The organism is Gibbsiella dentisursi (genome assembly GCF_039539505.1).
In the GTDB taxonomy this organism is placed as follows: domain Bacteria; phylum Pseudomonadota; class Gammaproteobacteria; order Enterobacterales; family Enterobacteriaceae; genus Gibbsiella; species Gibbsiella quercinecans.
Genome location: NZ_BAABDG010000009.1, coordinates 25,334 through 43,192, shown reverse-complemented (window position 1 = coordinate 43,192; position 17,859 = coordinate 25,334). Strand labels below are relative to the sequence as shown.

Here is a 17,859-nt window from a genome sequence, read left to right as displayed (position 1 = left end):
GGGGTTAGGCATTTCGCCCCCCTGCTACGTAACCAAGAGGCGGTCATAAGACCGCCTTTTTGCATATTGAGAGAGAACCCGCTATGAGCACATCCGATACTATCGCAGCCCTTGCCACCCCGCCGGGGCGCGGCGGCGTCGGCATTCTGCGCATTTCCGGCGGCAACGCTAAAGACGTGGCCCAGGCCGTGCTCGGCAAGCTGCCCAAACCCCGCTACGCTGATTATCTGCCGTTCCGCGACGCAAACGGCACGCCGCTCGATCAGGGCATTGCGCTGTGGTTCCCCGGCCCCAACTCCTTTACCGGGGAAGACGTGCTGGAACTGCAGGGCCACGGTGGGCCGGTGATACTCGATCTGTTGCTTAAACGCATTCTGGCGCTGCCTGGCGTACGCATTGCGCGGCCGGGCGAGTTTTCCGAACGGGCGTTCCTCAATGACAAGCTCGATCTGGCCCAGGCCGAAGCCATTGCCGATTTGATTGACGCCAGTTCCGAGCAGGCCGCACGTTCGGCCGTGAACTCGCTGCAAGGGGTATTTTCGGCGCGTATCCACCAGCTTGTGGAAGCACTCACTCACCTGCGAATCTACGTGGAGGCGGCCATCGACTTTCCTGATGAGGAGATCGACTTCCTCTCGGACGGTAAAATAGAGGCCCAACTCAACGGCGTGATGGCCGACCTGGACAGCGTGCGCAGTGAGGCCCGCCAGGGCAGCCTGCTGCGTGAAGGCATGCGGGTGGTGATCGCCGGCCGGCCGAACGCCGGTAAATCCAGCCTGCTCAACGCCCTGGCCGGCCGCGAAGCGGCGATCGTCACTGATATCGCCGGCACCACGCGCGACGTACTGCGCGAGCATATTCACATTGACGGCATGCCGCTGCACATCATCGACACCGCCGGGCTGCGCGAAGCCAGCGACGAAGTAGAGCGTATCGGCATCGAACGTGCATGGAATGAGATCGAACAGGCAGACCGCGTGCTGTTTATGGTCGACGGCACCACCACGGCGGCCACCGACCCAAGCGAGATCTGGCCGGAGTTTATGGCGCGCCTGCCGGGTACCCTGCCGATTACCGTAGTGCGAAATAAAGCCGACATCACAGGCGAAACGCTGGGCATCAACGAAGTGAACGGTCACTCACTCATTCGTCTTTCTGCCCGCACGGGTGAAGGTATTGATGAACTGCGCGACCACCTGAAGCAGAGCATGGGCTTTACCAGCAACATGGAAGGCGGCTTCCTGGCCCGCCGCCGCCACCTGCAAGCGCTAGAACAGGCTGCGCAGCACCTGGAACAAGGGAAAGAGCAATTGGTCGGCGCCTACGCCGGCGAACTGCTGGCGGAAGAACTGCGCCTGGCGCAGCAAGCGCTAAGCGAGATCACCGGCGCATTCACCTCCGACGATCTGCTGGGGCGCATTTTCTCCAGCTTCTGCATCGGCAAGTAACGCTCAGTATGTAAGCGTCCACTCACCTCCACCGATCCCGCATAGCGGCTTGTTATGCGAGATCGGAACCTGAATTCCCGTTTCTACCGCATATAACCCTCAATAACATCTCACCCGCCGTCTGAATGTAAAAAAGCCGGCATAACATAGGCATTTCAGCTAATACTCATCGGCGTTAGCATATTGTCTTACCACGTTATGGCTTATCATCCGAACGGCACAGACTATGACGATTTACGAACAGCGCTACCGGGCGTTAAAAAAACAGGGCTATCAGGCCTGGGCCGGTGAAGGGTACCCACGCGCTTCACGGCAACTGGCAGTAACACTGCAATCCTTGCAAGATAACGGGATTTTGCCCACGCCAGGCGCCGCCTGCCTTGAACTGGGATGTGGCAACGGCGCCATGGCATCGCAGTGGCTGGCACACAAAGGCTACCGGGTTTACGGGGGGGATATTTCCCCCACCGCCATTTGCTGGGCGCAGGAGGCATTTGCTGCGCAAAGTTTGGCGGGCACCTTCCAGCATGGCGATGTCTGCACGCTGAGCATGTTCGGCAACCAGATGTTCGATCTGGTCTTTGACGGCAGTTGCCTGCATTGCCTGCTCGGTGAACAGCGGCAGCGCTGCCTCAATCAGGTTCGGCGGATCCTCAAACCCGGTGGCATATTCATCGTCAGTAGCATGTGCGGCGAACCGAAGCTGGCGGCAAAACAGCAAAACTATGATCGGGCACATTATCAGCTCTGGCAGGATGGCCGCCCGTGGCGAACCTTGATGCCGTTACCCTTACTATTGCAGGAAATCGCCTCGCATCAGTTTGCGGTTTTCAATACCCAGGTGAACCACAACCCGTAGTGGGATCACGCCACGCTGTGCTGCACTGCTGCAGTATAAAACTCACGCATGATAAAATTAATTCATTGATTTATATAAGTTAAATGTCTTTTTCTTTTTAATGCTATTAATTCTTACTACCAATTATAAAAACGAATAAAGATTCATGCTTGGCCTATTATCATTATCATATTTGCCATACTATCTGTTGTGGGAGTTTTAGCCTAAATCTGTTCATTCGATAAGGAAGAGTTAACATGTCAGATCCAGCGTTAAAAATCGTTACCCTGCTCGGCAGTTTGCGCAAAGGTTCTTACAATGCCATGGTGGCACGTACATTGCCGAACCTCGCCCCTCAAGGCGTTACTATCGAAGCCCTGCCTTCAATCCGCGATATCCCGCTCTACGATGCCGATCTGCAGCAAGATGAAGGTTTCCCTGCCGCGGTAGAGGCCATTGCAGAACAAATCCGCCAGGCAGACGGCGTGATTATCATTACGCCTGAGTATAACTACTCGGTGCCAGGCGGTTTGAAAAATGCTATCGACTGGATTTCCCGCCTGCCTAATCAGCCGCTGGCCGGCAAACCGGTTGCGATCCAAACCTGCTCAATGGGCCCGATCGGCGGGGCGCGCTGCCAGTATCACCTGCGCCAGATCCTGGTGTTCCTGGACGCCATGGTGATGAACAAACCTGAATTCATGGGCGGCGTCATCCAAAACAAAGTGGATGAAGCGAAAGGTGAATTGACGGAACAACGCTCGCTCGACTTCCTGAGCGGCCAGTTAGCGGCATTCCGCGATTATATCCTGCGCGTACGATAAGGGCTGCTTTGGCACTTTCACCGCCAAACGGCTGAAAGTGCCATCACAGAGGAATGTGAAATGCCGCTACGGCATTAATAAATAAAGTTATTAACTCATGCCTTGTTTTATTTTGGCCATTTTGTTGGCTTTTATCACCAGACCGCTCTTTTCCGCAGAAATGCGCTATCCTGCCGGGGAAGATCCCGTGGCGTTGCCTAAGCATAATACGCTTAATACCCAGCCGCGCCCGGCGCAGACCCTGGAAAAGAAAGAAATAGAGGCAATGTCGCTGTACCTGACGTTGATACGCGAGGATCAGCACAACATATGGGCGCCCTATCAACTCGCGGTGTCTTCGGCAGAAAAGGGCCAAACCGAGCTGGCCGAGCGTTATCTGCAGCTCAGCGCGAAACGCGGGCTATGGTATTACTACAACCTGTTGGAAGATAATGCGTTTATCAGCATTCAGCACACACGTACCTATCAATCCATTCTCGCCGAAACCAAAGCACGCTATCAGCAACACGCCCATCAATTTGAAGGCAAACCGATTTATAGCGTTCCCAATGGGCCACCGCCGGAGGGCGGGTGGCCAACCATCGTCTATCTGCACCCGTATGGAAAAGCAGCCAATATCACGCTGAAAGAACGCCTGTTTTTTGCGGAACTGGGGGTTGCTTATATAGAGTTGAACGGCACGCAAATGCTGTCGGAAAACAGCTTCCGTTGGTCAACCTATAGCGATGAAAGTACGCAAAGCGCGATCCAGCAAGCGCTGGCGAATCTGGTGCCGCAGTTGCACCTGAACCCGCAGCAAATTTATCTGACCGCCCGCGGCCAGGGGGCGCTACACGCCGCCAACTTGCTGGCTAAATATCCGCAGTTTTATGCCGGCGCCATGCTGATTGCCCCAAACGGGTTGGTGCAGCCAGCACTGCAATCGCTGGCGCAAAACAAACGTATTGTGTTGGCGTATTACGCATGGCAGAACTTTAGCGAACAAGCGCTGGCGTTGCATTTTGCCAATCTGTTCAACAGCGGCAACCAGGTGAGCGTGCAACAGTTTAGCAAAAGTGAAAGGGATATCGGCGGCTGGCAAGCGCGCTTTTCACACCCGTTGAAGTGGGTCTTGGGCAAAGCGCCGGAGGCAACCCCCGGCACTTAAGAACGATAAAAGGCCGGGAAACCGGCCTTTTGCACTGGCCTAGTGGCCGTCGATAAACACGATTTTCAGCACAAACAACAGCGCCACCACGATGACGCAGGGGCTGATTTCACGCCAGCGGCCGGTGCCCAGCTTCATCACGCAGTAAGAGATAAAGCCCAGCGCAATGCCTTCGGTGATCGAGAAGCTAAATGGCATCATCACCGCAGTGACAAACGCCGGTACGGCTTCGGTCAGATCGTCCCACTTCACGCGGGCCAGGCTAGAGGTCATCAGCACGCCAACGTAAATCAATGCGCCAGCGGCGGCATACGCCGGCACCATACCGGCCAGCGGCGACAGGAAGATCACCAGCAGGAACAGGATACCGGTCACTACCGCCGTCAGGCCGGTACGGCCGCCAACGGAAACGCCGGAAGAACTTTCAATGTACGCGGTAACCGAAGAGGTGCCGATAAATGCCCCGGCAACCGAGCTGATGCTATCAACGTACAGCGCCTGCTTCATGCGCGGGAATTTGCCTTTTTCATCCGCCAGGCCGGCTTTGTCGGTCACGCCAATCAGAGTACCGGAAGAATCAAACAGGTTAACCAGCATAAAGGAGAAAATCACCCCCGCCAGCCCAACGTTCAACGCGCCGGCGATATCCACCTGGCCAACCACCGAGGTGACGCTTGGCGGCATTGAGAACACGCCGCCGTATTTCACATCGCCCAGCGCCCAACCGATCAGCGTGGTAATAATAATGGAAACCAACACCGCTGCGTGGATATTGCGTGATGCCAAAACAGCAATAATGAAGAAGCCCAACGCCCCCAGCAATACGCTGTGGGAAGACAGGTTACCGATAGTGACCAGCGTTTCCGGGTTGGCCACCACGATGCCGGCGTTTTTCAACCCCATCATGCCGATAAACAGGCCAATACCGCTGGTGATCCCTACACGAAGGCTAACGGGGATATTGGCGATCATCCAGTAACGAATACGGAACAGGGTCAACAGCAGAAAACCGACGGCGCCCCAGAAAATGGCCCCCATGCCAATCTGCCAGGAAATACCCATCGCCCCGGCAACCACAAAGGCGAAAAAGGCGTTCAGCCCCATCGCCGGCGCCAGCGCCACCGGCAAGTTGGCCAACAGCCCCATAAAGATGCTGCCAAACGCCGCAATCAGGCAGGTGGTGACGAATACGGCCTGCGTATCCATCCCCGCCGCACCAAGAATTTGCGGGTTAACGAAGACGATATACACCATGGTTAAAAAGGTGGTGATACCCGCAATCGTTTCCGTACGTACCGTAGTTCCATGCTGCTTGAGTTTAAACACACGCCCAAGTAAGCCTTGCTCGGCATCAAGGCCAGATACAGATTTATTCATTATCAGAATTCCGCAGAAGGGGATGGACTGTCCGTTGGCTATCCTATAACAAAAAATTGAGGATTTGACCGCCATCACGCTTTTTTTTCATCCTCACCGGTCAGGTTGACGCGTAGTAAATCTACGGCGGGCGCCATCCTGGCGGCAATTAGCGATCGGCGCTAATTATTCAAATAAAGCATCACATTCCCAGCATCTGCCGGTAAAGTAACCGCTATCACCGCTAAATGAGGACCTACCCCCAGATGAACCCGGTTGAATGTATTCTGTTTGATTGCGACGGCACGTTGGTCGACAGCGAAGTGCTGTGCAGTATGGCCTATGTACATATGTTTGCCCAACAGGGCATTACGCTTTCGCTGGACGAGGTGTTCAAAAAGTACAAAGGGGTGAAATTGTACGAGATTATCGAACGGGTGGGCGCCGAACAGGGCATCTCATTGCCAACCGCACAGATGGAGCCGGTTTATCGCCAGGAGCTGGCGCGCCTGTTCGATAGCCAATTGCAACCCATCCCTGGCGCTGCCGAACTGCTGGCACAGATCGCCGTGCCGGTTTGCACCGTCTCCAACGGCCCGGTGAGCAAAATGCAGCATTCGCTGGGCCTGACCGGCTTGCTGCCCTATTTCGATGACCGGCTGTTCAGCGGCTACGATATCCAGCGCTGGAAGCCAGATCCGGCCATTGTGCGCCACGCGGCAGAGAAAATGCAGGTGCCGCTGGAACGCTGTATTTTAATCGATGATTCAATGACTGGAGCCCAGGCCGGCATCGCTGCCGGCATTCCGGTGTTTTATTTCTGCGCCGATCCGCACAATAAACCGATCGCACACCCGTTAGTCACCACCTTTCATCGCCTGGATCAGTTGCCTGCGTTGTGGAAACAGCGCGGCTGGCGGCTGACGAATGGCTAACTCGCCGGCACGGGCAGTTTGTTGCGCCACCAGCGCCGCCCGCGGCGCGGTAATTTACCCTGTGGGCTAAAACGTTGGTTCAGCGCGTTGGCCAGCAGTTCCAACACCTGGCAGAACACGAAATACACCAGCGCCACAAACAGGAACACTTCCATCGGGTAGACCATGCTGCGGTTGTTCACCTGGGTGGCCAGGAAAGTCAGTTCACCCACGCCGACGATATAGGCCAGCGAGGTGTCCTTTATCAAGGATATCCACTGGTTGATGAAGGAAGGTGCCATCATGCGCAGCGCCTGCGGCAGCACAATCATACGCAATGTCTGCCACTGGGTCAGGCCAAGCGACATCCCCGCCTGCCATTGCCCTCGGCCAATGGCGGCGATGCCGGCCTTAACCGCATGCGCCAGATAGGCGGAGGCGATCAGCGCCAGGGCGCACACCACGGTGGTGATCTCCGGAATATCGAAACCGAAGACCATCGGCAACAGGAAGTAGGTCCAGAAAATCAGCATGATCACCGGGATCGCGCGGAAAAAACCCAGCAGCGCGGCCAACAGCCCGGCCCAAATGCCGCGCGACATCGCCAGCGCCACGCCAAGTAACGTACCAAGCAGCGCCGAAGCCACGCCGGCCATCAGGCTGATCGCCAACGTCAGCGCCGCGCCGCCCAGCGGCCCGTCCGGCCAGGTGCCCCATAGCAGATAGGTCCAGTTTTCCTGGATAACGGTAAAATCCATCTTAGTGCCCCTTCAATGGTTTGCGCTGCTGGCGCCACATGCCCCAGCCCTCCAGTACGGCGATAATCGCGATATACAGCACCGTGGCTACGCCAAAGGCCTGGAAGGTTCGCAGGGTTTCCGTCTCTACCTGCCGCGAAGCGTAAGACAGTTCAGCCACGCCAATCGCCATGGTCAACGAGGAGTTTTTGATCACGTTCATGTACTGGCCAAGCAGCGGCGGGAAGGCAATGTGCAGCGCCTGCGGCAAAATGACAAAGCGCATGGTCTGCCAGGCCGTCAGGCCCAGCGCATTAGCCGCCTGCCTTTGGCCGCGCGCCACGCCGCGAATGCCGGAGCGAATTTCTTCGGCAATAAACGCAGTGGAATAGAGCGTCAGGCCAAAGAACCCCGCCAGAAACTCAAACGATGGCCAGCTAAACCAGCCCAGATGGTGCGGCTCATTCAGCCATTGCATCGCGCCGGCAGGCAGAATTTGCCCGGCGGCGAAATACCAGAAAAACAGCTGCACCAGCAGCGGTGTATTGCGAAACAGCGAGCTGTAGCCGACCGCAAAAGCACGCAGCGGCGCCAAGGTGCTGTCTCGCATCGCCGCCAGGACAAAGCCCAACAACGTCGCCGCCAGCCCGGCCCATGCCGAAAGCCACAGCGTTAACAAAAAGCCCTGCCACAGCCAGCTCAGATACTGCGGCGCCAGCAGCCAGTCTGAGAGTTGTTGCCAATTCATAATAATCCTTAGATTGCAGAATGCGCCAAGGGCGCAGCAAGCTGCGCCCTGTTGTCTGGCATCGGTAACGCCATTAATCAGGCTTTGGGCTGTTGATCCAGCGGGGCAAACTTGAAGTCGCCGCGTGGCTGTGCGGATTTGGTTTCCGGGCCAAACCAGCGATCGTAAATTTTCACCGCTTCGCCGTCTTTTTCCAGCGCGATCAGCGTGTCGTTAATCGTTGCGGTCAGGCGTTCTTCGCCTTTCGGGATGCCGACGCCCTGGTATTCTTTGGTGATGCTGAACGGCGAGATTTCAAAATCGGCTTTCTGGGCCGCCGTCAAATTGCCCAGCAGGCCAACCAGCTTGGCATCGTCCTGGGTGATCGCCTGCACGTTGCCGTTGCGCAGCGCCACAAATGCCAGCGGGGTATCATCATAGGAGATCACTTTGGCCGTTGGATAATGCTCACGCAGCGTGATTTCCTGCACCGTGCCTTTATCCGCGCCGATGCGCAGGTTCTTGATATCATCAGGCGTTTTCAACACGCCTTTGCGGGCAATAAACTTTTGGCCGGTGGCAAAATAAGGGATGCTGAAGTTAACTTCTTTGGCGCGCTCATCGGTAATCGTGAAGTTGGCGGCGATCAAGTCCACCTTTTTGGACACCAACAGCGGAATACGGTTAGCCGGGTTAGTGGCCCGCAGCTCCACTTTCACGCCCAGCGCTTTACCGATAGCTTCGGCGATATCAACATCATAACCCACCAGCTTTTTGCTCTGCGGATCGATGTAACCGAACGGCGGGTTACTGTCGAATACCGCAATACGCACCACGCCAGCCTGCTTGATATCATCGAGTTTATCCGCGTGGGCGGCACTGGCGGCAAAGCCAGCCAAACCGGCAAGCAGAGTTAAGGCTAAAACGCGCTGTTTCATGTAAAGCTCCTGATAAATTGATGTCCCGATTAGACCTAACACTATCAAGCACTTATTTGATCAGGAAATGAAATAAAATAAAACACTATATTATAACCATTTATTTTATATGGCTAAGTGGCACGGGGGAATATCAGTACCTTTTTCAACCTAACTAACCGGTAAAACATACAGTGGCAAACACAAGGCTGAATGCAAGCAGCAGAAATAAGCGCCGCGTTCGGTGTTTATTCAGGGGCCGTAACTGGCCCCTGGGGGAAGGGAATTACTCTTCGTCTTTCGGGGTTTTGCCATCGGCAGCCAGCAGTTGATCCAGCGCGTCGCCGCCCATATGGCGGAAATCCTGCCCCTTCACAAAATAGAAAATAAACTCGCAGATATTCTGGCAGCGGTCGCCGATACGCTCGATAGAGCGGGCGCAGAACAGCGCCGTCAGCACGCTCGGAATAGTGCGAGGGTCTTCCATCATGTAAGTCATCAGTTGGCGTACAATGCCTTCATACTCCTGATCGACCTTTCTGTCTTCGCGGTAGATACGAATCGCCTCATCGAGATCCATACGCGCAAAGGCATCAAGCACACCGTGCAGCATTTGCACGGTGTGGCGGCCCAGGGACTCCAGGCTCACCAGCAGCGGCTGGTGCTGATGGGAGAATTTCTCCAGCGCGGTGCGGCAAATCTTGTCCGCTACGTCGCCGATGCGCTCCAGCTCGGAAATGGTCTTGATGATCGCCATCACCAGGCGCAAATCGCTGGCGGTTGGCTGGCGTTTGGCGATAATGCGCACACAGGCCTCATCGATCGCCACTTCCATCATGTTGATCTTGGCATCCCCATCGATCACGCGCTTTGCCAATTCACCATCCTGGTTGTGCATCGCGGTAATGGCGTCCGTCAACTGTTGCTCCACAAGACCGCCCATGGTCAGCACCTGGGTACGGATGTGCTCAAGCTCTGCGTTGAACTGGCCGGAGATGTGTTTGTTTAAATTCAGGTTTTCCATGTGCGTTCCCGTAATCAACCGTAACGGCCGGTGATGTAGTCTTCAGTTTGTTTTTTCTGCGGTGCAGTAAACAGGGTGTCGGTGTCACTGAACTCGATCAGTTCGCCCAAATACATGAATGCCGTTGAGTCAGAACAGCGTGCGGCCTGTTGCATATTGTGGGTTACGATCACCACAGTGTAATCAGACTTCAGCTCGCTGATCAGCTCTTCAATTTTGCCGGTGGAAATCGGATCCAGCGCCGAGCACGGCTCATCCAGCAGCAACACTTCCGGGCGGATGGCGATGCCACGGGCAATACACAGACGCTGCTGCTGGCCGCCAGACAGGCTATAGCCGCTTTGGTGCAGCTTGTCCTTGGTTTCATTCCACAATGCGGCCTTGGACAGCGCCCACTGCACACGCTCATCCATATCGGCGCGCGACAGCTTTTCAAACAACCGCACGCCAAAGGCGATGTTGTCATAAATCGACATCGGGAACGGCGTGGGCTTTTGGAACACCATGCCTACTTTGGCGCGCAACAGCGCGATGTCCTGGTTATCCGTCAGGATGTTCTGGCCATCAAGCAGAATGCCGCCTTCAGCACGCTGTTCCGGATACAGCTGGTACATTTTGTTAAAGGTGCGCAGCAAGGTGGATTTTCCGCAGCCGGAAGGGCCGATAAAAGCGGTTACCTTGTTCTTGGCGATATCCAGCGTGATGTTTTTCAACGCGTGGAATTTACCATAGTAAAAGTTCAGATCGCGTACCTGAATTTTGCTGCTGGAAGCGTCAGTCACCATACTCATCAAGACTTCTCTCTATGCACAGCGCCGCAGCGAGCAGCGCTAAATTATTTATGATTGCTTTTTCTTGGCAAAAATCACACGCGCCAGAATGTTCAGTAACAGCACGCACAGGGTTATCAGCAGCACGCCGGCCCAGGCCAACTGTTGCCATTCGGCGAACGGGCTCATGGCGAATTTGAAGATGGTCACCGGCAGGTTGGCGATCGGCTGCATAAGGTCGGTGCTCCAGAACTGGTTCGACAGCGAGGTGAACAGCAGCGGGGCTGTTTCGCCGGCAATACGCGCAATGGCCAGCAGCACCCCGGTAATAATGCCGGAAACCGATGCCTTCAGCGTGATGGCGGAAATCATGCGCCATTTCGGCGTACCCAATGCATAGGCGGCTTCACGCAGCGTGTCCGGCACCAATTTGAGCATGTTTTCCGTGGTGCGGATCACGATCGGCACCTGCAACAGCGCCAATGCAATGATCCCCGCCCAGCCGGAGAAGTGCTCCATCTTAGCGACAACGATGGTGTAGACGAACAGGCCGACGACGATCGATGGCGCCGACAGCAGAATGTCGTTGATAAAGCGGATAAGCTCCGCCAGCCATGACTTGCGCCCGTACTCCGCCAGATAGATACCGGCCATAATGCCCAGCGGCGTACCAAAAATGGTGGCCCACAGGATCAGCAGGCCGCTACCGGCGATGGCGTTAGCCAGGCCGCCGCCGGCGGTGTTCGGCGGTGGGGTCATTTCGGTGAACAGCGCCAGCGACATACCGTCAATCCCTTTGGTGACGGTAGAAATCAGGATCCACACCAGCCAGAACAGGCCGAAGGCCATCGTCGCCATAGACAGCGTCAGCGCAATACGGTTTTTCTGGCGGCGCCAGACCTGCATCTTGCGGCGCGTTTCCGCCAGCACGACTTCGTTTTGCATATCCATTGTCGCCATCTTAGCGGCCCTCATTCTTAGCCAGGCGCATAATCATCAGCTTAGACAGCGCGAGCACGATAAAGGTGATAACAAACAGAATCAGCCCCAGTTCCATCAACGCTGCGGTGTGCAGCCCGGATTCCGCTTCGGCGAATTCGTTGGCCAGCGCCGAAGTGATGCTGTTACCCGGCATGTACAGCGAAATGCTGTCGAGCTGGTAAGTGTTGCCGATAATGAAGGTCACCGCCATGGTTTCCCCCAACGCGCGGCCCAGGCCCAGCATAATGCCGCCGATCACGCCGTTTTTGGTGAACGGCAGCACGATGCGCCACATCACCTCCCAGGTGGTGCAGCCGATGCCGTAAGCCGATTCCTTCATCATCACCGGCGTTTGTTCAAACACGTCGCGCATTACCGCCGCAATGTACGGGATGATCATGATGGCCAGGATCACCCCGGCGGCCAGGATACCGATGCCGAAAGCCGGGCCGGCAAACAGCGCGCCGACGAACGGAATGCCGGAGAGCACGTCGCCCACCGGCGTTTGGAAGTATTGAGCAAACAGCGGCGCAAACACGAACAGGCCCCACATACCGTAGACGATGCTCGGTATCGCGGCCAGCAGTTCAATGGCAACGCCAAGCGGGCGCCGCAGCCAGTTTGGCGCCAGCTCGGTCAGAAACAGCGCGATACCAAAGCTCACCGGCACCGCAATGATCAGGGCGATCAACGAGGTCACCAACGTGCCGTAGATCGGCACCAGCGCACCGAACTGTTCGGCAGGTGCATCCCACTCTTTGGTCCACAAAAAGGCGAAGCCGAATTTTTGAATGCTCGGCCAGGAGGCAAAGATCAGTGAGACGATAATGCCGCCCAGCAGCAATAGGGTTATCAGCGCTGCCAGCCGTACCAGCACGCTGAAAATAACATCACCATTTTTACCTGGTGGTTTGATGGTCGGCTTATACCCAGCCATAAATTACTCTCAGTTTATTACCAGACAGGCCCGGCTAACGCCGGGGCCTTTTTATCGCGGAGGGTGCGTCGCCCTTCACTTAGTACAGTGCTTTACCTGAACTGTCTTTAATATTGGTCTTCCATGCGGCACGAACCTGCTCAACAACTTCATTCGGCAGTGTAGCGTAATCCAGCGCATTCGCCTGTTCGCCGCCGGACTTGTAGGCCCAGTCGAAGAACTTCAGCACTTCAGCGCCCTGTTCAGGTTTCTTCTGTTCCTTGTGGATCAGGATGAAGGTGGTGGAGGTGATTGGCCAGGCGTCGTCGCCAGGTTGGTTGGTCAGGTCCTGCGCAAAAGATTTGCTCCAGTCCACGCCTTTCGCCGCAGCGCTGAAGGAGTTTTCCGTTGGGCTAACCGCTTTACCGTCGGCAGAAATCAGCTTGGTATAAGCCAGGTTGTTCTGTTTTGCATAGGCGTATTCAACGTAGCCGATAGAACCCGGCAGGCGCTGAACGAAGGCGGCGATGCCGTCATTGCCTTTACCGCCCAGGCCGGTTGGCCAGTTAACGGTGGAGCCTGCGCCGATTTTTTCTTTCCATTGCGCGTTCACTTTAGCCAGATAGCTGGTGAACACGAAGGAGGTGCCGGAACCGTCAGCGCGGCGAACGACGGCAATGTTCTGATCCGGCAATTTCACGCCCGGGTTCAGCTTAACCAGCGCCGGATCGTTCCACTTTTTAATGTTGCCCAGGTAGATATCGCCCAGCGTTTTGCCATCCAGCGTCAGTTCGCCAGATTTGATGCCCGGGATATTCACCGCCAGCACGACGCCACCAATCACGGTCGGGAACTGGAACAGGCCATCGGCCGCCAGCTTATCATCAGTCAGCGGCGCATCAGAGGCACCAAAATCAACGGTGTTGGCAATAATCTGCTTTACGCCGCCAGAGGAACCAATCCCCTGATAGTTGACTTTGTTGCCGGTTTCTTTCTGATAAGAATCTGCCCACTTGGCATACACCGGCGCGGGGAATGTCGCACCTGCACCGGTCAGGCTGGCGGCAGCGAACGCGGAAACAGAGGCCAGAGAAAAAGTCGCTGCCACAATACTGGCGACGGTGGTACGCATCAGTTTCATAATCCCTCCTAATGGGATATTTAAATCGATCTGAGATCGTTTTAATCAGAGTAAGTATTGCTGCAGGAGGGAAAATAGGACAATTTAGTGACAGTAAAATGTAGGAAATATGACAGTTATGTGACAGTGGCATCAAAAAACAAACAAATGGTTAAATATCAATAAATTAAATAAATCTGGCTGCCAACGAGGCGGGAATTTAATCGCTTTATCGCCAAAAAATAACCCCATTTTACCCCTGGCGCGTCATCGTATTGTCATATTACAACCGCCCAAAAAGCGGGCTGGCAGGGCGGCAAAAATGCCCGCATGAGCGCGGGCATAAGAGCAATAGCAGCGATTTTACCTGCCGCGGTTATTCCACGGTAACCGACTTGGCCAGGTTACGCGGCTGGTCGACATCCGTGCCTTTGATCAACGCCACATAATATGACAACAGTTGCAACGGTACGGTATAGAAGATCGGCGCGACGATATCCTCGACGTGCGGCAATGGAATGATGGTCATCCCCTCGCTGCTGACGAAGCCGGCGTCCTGATCGGCAAAGACATAAAGCTGGCCGCCACGCGCACGCACTTCTTCGATGTTGGATTTCAATTTTTCCAGCAGTTCGTTGTTTGGCGCCACCACGATCACCGGCATATCGGCGTCAATCAGCGCCAGCGGGCCGTGCTTAAGCTCACCGGCTGCGTAAGCTTCCGCGTGGATATAGGAGATCTCTTTCAGCTTCAGCGCCCCTTCCATCGCGATGGGGTACTGATCGCCGCGGCCAAGGAACAGCGCATGGTGCTTGTCGGAAAAACCTTCCGCCAGCGCTTCAATGCGTTTTTCCAGCGACAGCATTTGCTCAATGCGCGCCGGCAACGCCTGCAGGCCGTGCACAATCTCATGCTCAACGCGTTCTTCCATGCCGTTCAGCCGGCCCAGGCGCGCCACCAGCATCAATAGCACCGTCAATTGGGTGGTAAAGGCTTTGGTGGAGGCCACGCCGATTTCCGTGCCCGCCTTGGTCATCAGCGCCAGATCGGACTCACGCACCAGCGAAGAGCTGGCTACGTTGCAAATCGCCAAAGACCCAAGATAACCCAGCTCTTTAGCCAGACGCAGCGCCGCCAATGTATCGGCGGTTTCACCGGACTGCGACAGCGTGATAATCAGGCTGCCAGGGCGCACGGCAGATTTGCGGTAGCGGAATTCGGAAGCGATTTCGACATCACAAGGAATGCCCGCCAGCGATTCGAACCAGTAACGCGCCACCATCGCCGAATGGTAAGACGTGCCGCAGGCGACGATCTGCACATGCTGAACCTTCGCCAACAAGGTATCGGCATGCGGGCCCAATTCGCTCAGATCAATCTGCCCATGGCTAAAACGGCCTTCCAGGGTGTTTTTCAGCGCCATCGGCTGCTCGAAAATTTCTTTCTGCATATAATGGCGATAGGCGCCTTTATCACCGGCGTCGTACTGCACTTTGGATTCAATTTCCGGGCGTTCGACCAGGTTACCCTGTTTATCCAGGATCTTAACCGTGCGGCGGGTCACTTCGGCCAGATCGCCCTCTTCCAGGAAGATAAAGCGGCGAGTAACCGGCAGCAACGCCAACTGGTCGGAAGCAATGAAGTTTTCCCCCACGCCGCGGCCAATCACCAGCGGGCTGCCGGAGCGCGCGGCCACCAGCACATTGGGATCGCGGCTATCCATCACCACGGTGCCATAGGCGCCGCGCAGTTGAGCGATCGTACGCTGCACCACTTCCAGCAATGTACCGCCGTGCTGTTGCTCCCAGTGCACCAAATGGGCGATAACCTCGGTGTCGGTTTCAGACGCAAAACGGTACCCGCGCCCGATCAGCTTTTCACGCAGCGGCTCGTAATTTTCGATGATGCCGTTATGCACCACCACAATATGATCGGAGATATGAGGGTGAGCGTTGGCTTCTGTCGGTTCGCCGTGCGTTGCCCAACGCGTATGGGCAATGCCGGTGCCGCCGTGCAGCGGGTGTTGCTCCGCGGCTTCAGCCAGCTTATGCACCTTGCCAACCCGGCGTAAGCGGTTAAGGTGGCCTTCGTTATCAACCACTGCCAAGCCGGCAGAGTCGTAGCCACGATATTCCAGGCGGCGTAAACCTTCCAACAGGATTTCTGCTATATCACGTTGCGCTACTGCGCCTACAATTCCACACATCAGCTGTATTCCTAATTAAACGCCTTTCAGGGCGCTTTCGATGTCCTGACCTGATTTTTGCCGGTTTTTACCGTGCATCCCCGAGCCTTGTAGAGGGTGGGGTTATTATGTTTTGCCCTGCGCTCTGCGCCAAAACGCAGGGCAAAACAGTGATGGGGCCGGCCCTCACCCCAGCCCTCTCCCATAGGGCGAGGGAGCCGCACGTGCTAAACATCAGCATGCTGCCTCGTAGAGAGAAAGCTATGCAAAAACAGAAGCTTTTGCTACAGGTTCCCCTGAACGTCCCCTCTCCCGCTGGGAGAGGGTTAGGGTGAGGGAAACTACTTTTTCTTCACCGGGCGTTGCCAGCCGGGGATATGCAGCTGCTTGACCCGGCTGATCACCAGCTCACCCGCGCCGATATTGCGAGTGACCGTGGTGCCGGCGCCGATGGTGGCGCCGTCCGCAACGGCGACAGGCGCCACCAGCTGCGTATCAGACCCAACAAACACATTATCGCCAATAATAGTTTTGTGCTTGTTGGCGCCATCGTAGTTACAGGTGATGGTCCCGGCGCCAATGTTGACATCCGCGCCAATCTCCGCATCGCCCAGATAGGTCAGATGGCCGGCTTTGGAGCCCTTGCCCAGGCGGGCCTTTTTCATTTCCACGAAGTTGCCGACGTGGGCGCCCTGGCCCAGCTCTGCGCCCGGGCGCAGGCGAGCAAACGGCCCGACGGTGCACTCCGCTGCCAGCACCGCGTCTTCCAGCACGCTGTATGGGCTGATTTCACAATCGTCGCCGATCACGCAGTTTTTCAACACGCAGCCGGCGCCAATTTTCACCCGGTTGCCCAGTTGAACCTGGCCTTCAATAATCACATTGGCATCAATAGACACGTCACGGCCATGATCCAGCTCACCGCGCAAATCAAAACGCGCAGGATCAAGCAGCGTCACCCCCGCCAGCAGCAACTTTTCAGACTGTTCCGACTGGTAGGCACGCTCCAGGCGGGCCAACTGTTGGCGATTATTCACCCCTTCAACTTCACTTAGGCGTGAAGGGTGCACCGCTTCAATTTTCCGGCCTTCGTGATGGGCCAGCGCGATGATATCGGTAATGTAGTATTCGCCCTGGGCGTTATCGTTGGTCAACTGCCCCAACCAGCGCTTGAGATCGCGGCCATTGGCCACCAGAATGCCGGTGTTGATTTCGTTGATGCGGCGCTGCTCATCGCTGGCGTCCTTGTGCTCAACGATCCCTACCACCTCACCACCTTCACGCACAATACGGCCATAGCCGCTTGGATCGTCCAGTTTTACCGTCAGCAGACCGATGCCGCCCTGCGGCTTGGCCGCCAGCAGGCGCGTAAGCGTATCCACTGAAATCAACGGCACGTCGCCATACAGCATCAGCACGTCTTCATCATCGGCAAAATGCGGCGCCGCCTGCTGCATCGCATGGCCCGTTCCCAGTTGCTCTGCCTGTAGAACCCAGTTCAGCGCCCCGTCCTGCAGCGTGCTTTTCAGCAGATCGCCGCCGTGCCCATAAACCAGATGGAGGTTCTTCGCACCGAGTTTCATCGCGGCATCAATGACATGCTGAACCATTGGCTTGCCCGCCAGTGGGTGCAACACTTTAGGGAGATCGGAATACATGCGTGTACCCTTGCCCGCGGCAAGGATCACCACACTCATTGCGCTGTTCGACATAAGCAATCTGTTAACTCCATTTTGATAAACGAAAGTAAAACCGTTTAAAGATAAAAATACTACATATTTCTCGGCGCGAAGCCGGCGCAAACCGCATGGCTCTAGGCGCTAGCGTGCCGGCCTATTCGGCGAAAACGCGGAAAAACCCGCGGACGCAGGCAAATTTTCCCACCCGTTTTATCGGGGATAAACGCGAATTCCCCATGCGCCAACGCACTTATTTTAAATGAAAAAAAAAGCGAC

The 17,859-nt window shown here is 55.9% G+C and carries 16 protein-coding genes; 5 read left to right on the top strand and 11 right to left on the bottom strand.

All coding sequences use genetic code 11. The features are described 5' to 3' along the window. The first annotated feature begins 83 nt into the window (after window positions 1-83). From mnmE to ABFX35_RS19150, 4 genes are all read left to right on the top strand, one after another. On the top strand, window positions 84-1,448 hold the full coding sequence (gene mnmE, locus ABFX35_RS19165; RefSeq protein WP_346082497.1) for a tRNA uridine-5-carboxymethylaminomethyl(34) synthesis GTPase MnmE: 1,365 nt from the start codon (window positions 84-86) through the stop codon (window positions 1,446-1,448). A gap of 226 nt (window positions 1,449-1,674) precedes the next feature. Continuing rightward, window positions 1,675-2,307: a class I SAM-dependent methyltransferase gene (locus tag ABFX35_RS19160; RefSeq protein WP_346082496.1), complete on the top strand. Its 633-nt coding sequence runs from the start codon at window positions 1,675-1,677 to the stop codon at window positions 2,305-2,307. Window positions 2,308-2,543: 236 nt separating this feature from the next. Next, window positions 2,544-3,110: an NADPH-dependent FMN reductase gene (locus ABFX35_RS19155; RefSeq protein ID WP_279028775.1), complete on the top strand. Its 567-nt coding sequence runs from the start codon at window positions 2,544-2,546 to the stop codon at window positions 3,108-3,110. A gap of 97 nt (window positions 3,111-3,207) precedes the next feature. After that, complete coding sequence (locus ABFX35_RS19150; protein WP_279028776.1) at window positions 3,208-4,257, top strand: alpha/beta hydrolase; 1,050 nt, start codon at window positions 3,208-3,210, stop codon at window positions 4,255-4,257. 39 nt (window positions 4,258-4,296) lie between these two features. Here ABFX35_RS19150 and ABFX35_RS19145 read toward each other — a convergent pair whose 3' ends face one another. Beyond that, window positions 4,297-5,634: an NCS2 family permease gene (locus ABFX35_RS19145; protein WP_279028779.1), complete on the bottom strand. Its 1,338-nt coding sequence runs from the start codon at window positions 5,632-5,634 to the stop codon at window positions 4,297-4,299. Window positions 5,635-5,879: 245 nt separating this feature from the next. Between ABFX35_RS19145 and yieH the strand changes: the two genes are divergently transcribed. Next, on the top strand, window positions 5,880-6,548 hold the full coding sequence (gene yieH, locus ABFX35_RS19140) for a 6-phosphogluconate phosphatase (protein WP_346082495.1): 669 nt from the start codon (window positions 5,880-5,882) through the stop codon (window positions 6,546-6,548). On the opposite strand, the gene ABFX35_RS19135 is transcribed toward yieH, so the two are convergent. The 10 genes from ABFX35_RS19135 to glmU form a co-directional block, all read right to left on the bottom strand. Beyond that, window positions 6,545-7,285 (bottom strand): amino acid ABC transporter permease, encoded by a 741-nt coding sequence (locus tag ABFX35_RS19135; RefSeq protein ID WP_428832219.1) that lies wholly within the window; start codon window positions 7,283-7,285, stop codon window positions 6,545-6,547. The two genes, yieH and ABFX35_RS19135, sit on opposite strands and share 4 nt — an antisense overlap. Before the next feature lies 1 nt (window position 7,286). After that, on the bottom strand, window positions 7,287-8,012 hold the full coding sequence (locus ABFX35_RS19130; RefSeq protein ID WP_346082494.1) for an amino acid ABC transporter permease: 726 nt from the start codon (window positions 8,010-8,012) through the stop codon (window positions 7,287-7,289). A 77-nt stretch (window positions 8,013-8,089) separates the two neighbouring features. Continuing rightward, a complete protein-coding gene (locus ABFX35_RS19125; RefSeq protein ID WP_279025865.1) occupies window positions 8,090-8,929 on the bottom strand; it encodes an ABC transporter substrate-binding protein in 840 nt (279 codons plus the stop codon). Between the two features lie 265 nt (window positions 8,930-9,194). Continuing rightward, window positions 9,195-9,932 (bottom strand): phosphate signaling complex protein PhoU, encoded by a 738-nt coding sequence (phoU, locus tag ABFX35_RS19120; protein WP_095846501.1) that lies wholly within the window; start codon window positions 9,930-9,932, stop codon window positions 9,195-9,197. Window positions 9,933-9,946: 14 nt separating this feature from the next. Further along, window positions 9,947-10,717, bottom strand: coding sequence for a phosphate ABC transporter ATP-binding protein PstB (pstB, locus tag ABFX35_RS19115; protein WP_413541291.1), 771 nt, complete (start codon window positions 10,715-10,717; stop codon window positions 9,947-9,949). 54 nt (window positions 10,718-10,771) lie between these two features. Continuing rightward, window positions 10,772-11,662, bottom strand: coding sequence for a phosphate ABC transporter permease PstA (gene pstA, locus ABFX35_RS19110; protein WP_095846503.1), 891 nt, complete (start codon window positions 11,660-11,662; stop codon window positions 10,772-10,774). Between the two features lies 1 nt (window position 11,663). Next, complete coding sequence (gene pstC / locus ABFX35_RS19105) at window positions 11,664-12,620, bottom strand: phosphate ABC transporter permease PstC (RefSeq protein ID WP_279025868.1); 957 nt, start codon at window positions 12,618-12,620, stop codon at window positions 11,664-11,666. 79 nt (window positions 12,621-12,699) lie between these two features. Then, window positions 12,700-13,740 (bottom strand): phosphate ABC transporter substrate-binding protein PstS, encoded by a 1,041-nt coding sequence (pstS, locus tag ABFX35_RS19100; protein WP_279025870.1) that lies wholly within the window; start codon window positions 13,738-13,740, stop codon window positions 12,700-12,702. Window positions 13,741-14,095: 355 nt separating this feature from the next. Then, window positions 14,096-15,925, bottom strand: coding sequence for a glutamine--fructose-6-phosphate transaminase (isomerizing) (gene glmS / locus ABFX35_RS19095; RefSeq protein WP_346082493.1), 1,830 nt, complete (start codon window positions 15,923-15,925; stop codon window positions 14,096-14,098). Window positions 15,926-16,245: 320 nt separating this feature from the next. Then, complete coding sequence (glmU, locus tag ABFX35_RS19090) at window positions 16,246-17,616, bottom strand: bifunctional UDP-N-acetylglucosamine diphosphorylase/glucosamine-1-phosphate N-acetyltransferase GlmU (RefSeq protein ID WP_121525393.1); 1,371 nt, start codon at window positions 17,614-17,616, stop codon at window positions 16,246-16,248. Window positions 17,617-17,859 lie beyond the last annotated feature (243 nt).

Coding starts and splice junctions, on each gene's coding strand:
- mnmE (WP_346082497.1), top strand. CDS start 84: ATGAGCACATCCGATACTATCGCAGCCCTTGCCACCCCGCCGGGGCGC.
- ABFX35_RS19160 (WP_346082496.1), top strand. CDS start 1,675: ATGACGATTTACGAACAGCGCTACCGGGCGTTAAAAAAACAGGGCTAT.
- ABFX35_RS19155 (WP_279028775.1), top strand. CDS start 2,544: ATGTCAGATCCAGCGTTAAAAATCGTTACCCTGCTCGGCAGTTTGCGC.
- ABFX35_RS19150 (WP_279028776.1), top strand. CDS start 3,208: ATGCCTTGTTTTATTTTGGCCATTTTGTTGGCTTTTATCACCAGACCG.
- ABFX35_RS19145 (WP_279028779.1), bottom strand. CDS start 5,634: ATGAATAAATCTGTATCTGGCCTTGATGCCGAGCAAGGCTTACTTGGG.
- yieH (WP_346082495.1), top strand. CDS start 5,880: ATGAACCCGGTTGAATGTATTCTGTTTGATTGCGACGGCACGTTGGTC.
- ABFX35_RS19135 (WP_428832219.1), bottom strand. CDS start 7,285: ATGGATTTTACCGTTATCCAGGAAAACTGGACCTATCTGCTATGGGGC.
- ABFX35_RS19130 (WP_346082494.1), bottom strand. CDS start 8,012: ATGAATTGGCAACAACTCTCAGACTGGCTGCTGGCGCCGCAGTATCTG.
- ABFX35_RS19125 (WP_279025865.1), bottom strand. CDS start 8,929: ATGAAACAGCGCGTTTTAGCCTTAACTCTGCTTGCCGGTTTGGCTGGC.
- phoU (WP_095846501.1), bottom strand. CDS start 9,932: ATGGAAAACCTGAATTTAAACAAACACATCTCCGGCCAGTTCAACGCA.
- pstB (WP_413541291.1), bottom strand. CDS start 10,717: ATGGTGACTGACGCTTCCAGCAGCAAAATTCAGGTACGCGATCTGAAC.
- pstA (WP_095846503.1), bottom strand. CDS start 11,662: ATGGCGACAATGGATATGCAAAACGAAGTCGTGCTGGCGGAAACGCGC.
- pstC (WP_279025868.1), bottom strand. CDS start 12,620: ATGGCTGGGTATAAGCCGACCATCAAACCACCAGGTAAAAATGGTGAT.
- pstS (WP_279025870.1), bottom strand. CDS start 13,740: ATGAAACTGATGCGTACCACCGTCGCCAGTATTGTGGCAGCGACTTTT.
- glmS (WP_346082493.1), bottom strand. CDS start 15,925: ATGTGTGGAATTGTAGGCGCAGTAGCGCAACGTGATATAGCAGAAATC.
- glmU (WP_121525393.1), bottom strand. CDS start 17,616: ATGTCGAACAGCGCAATGAGTGTGGTGATCCTTGCCGCGGGCAAGGGT.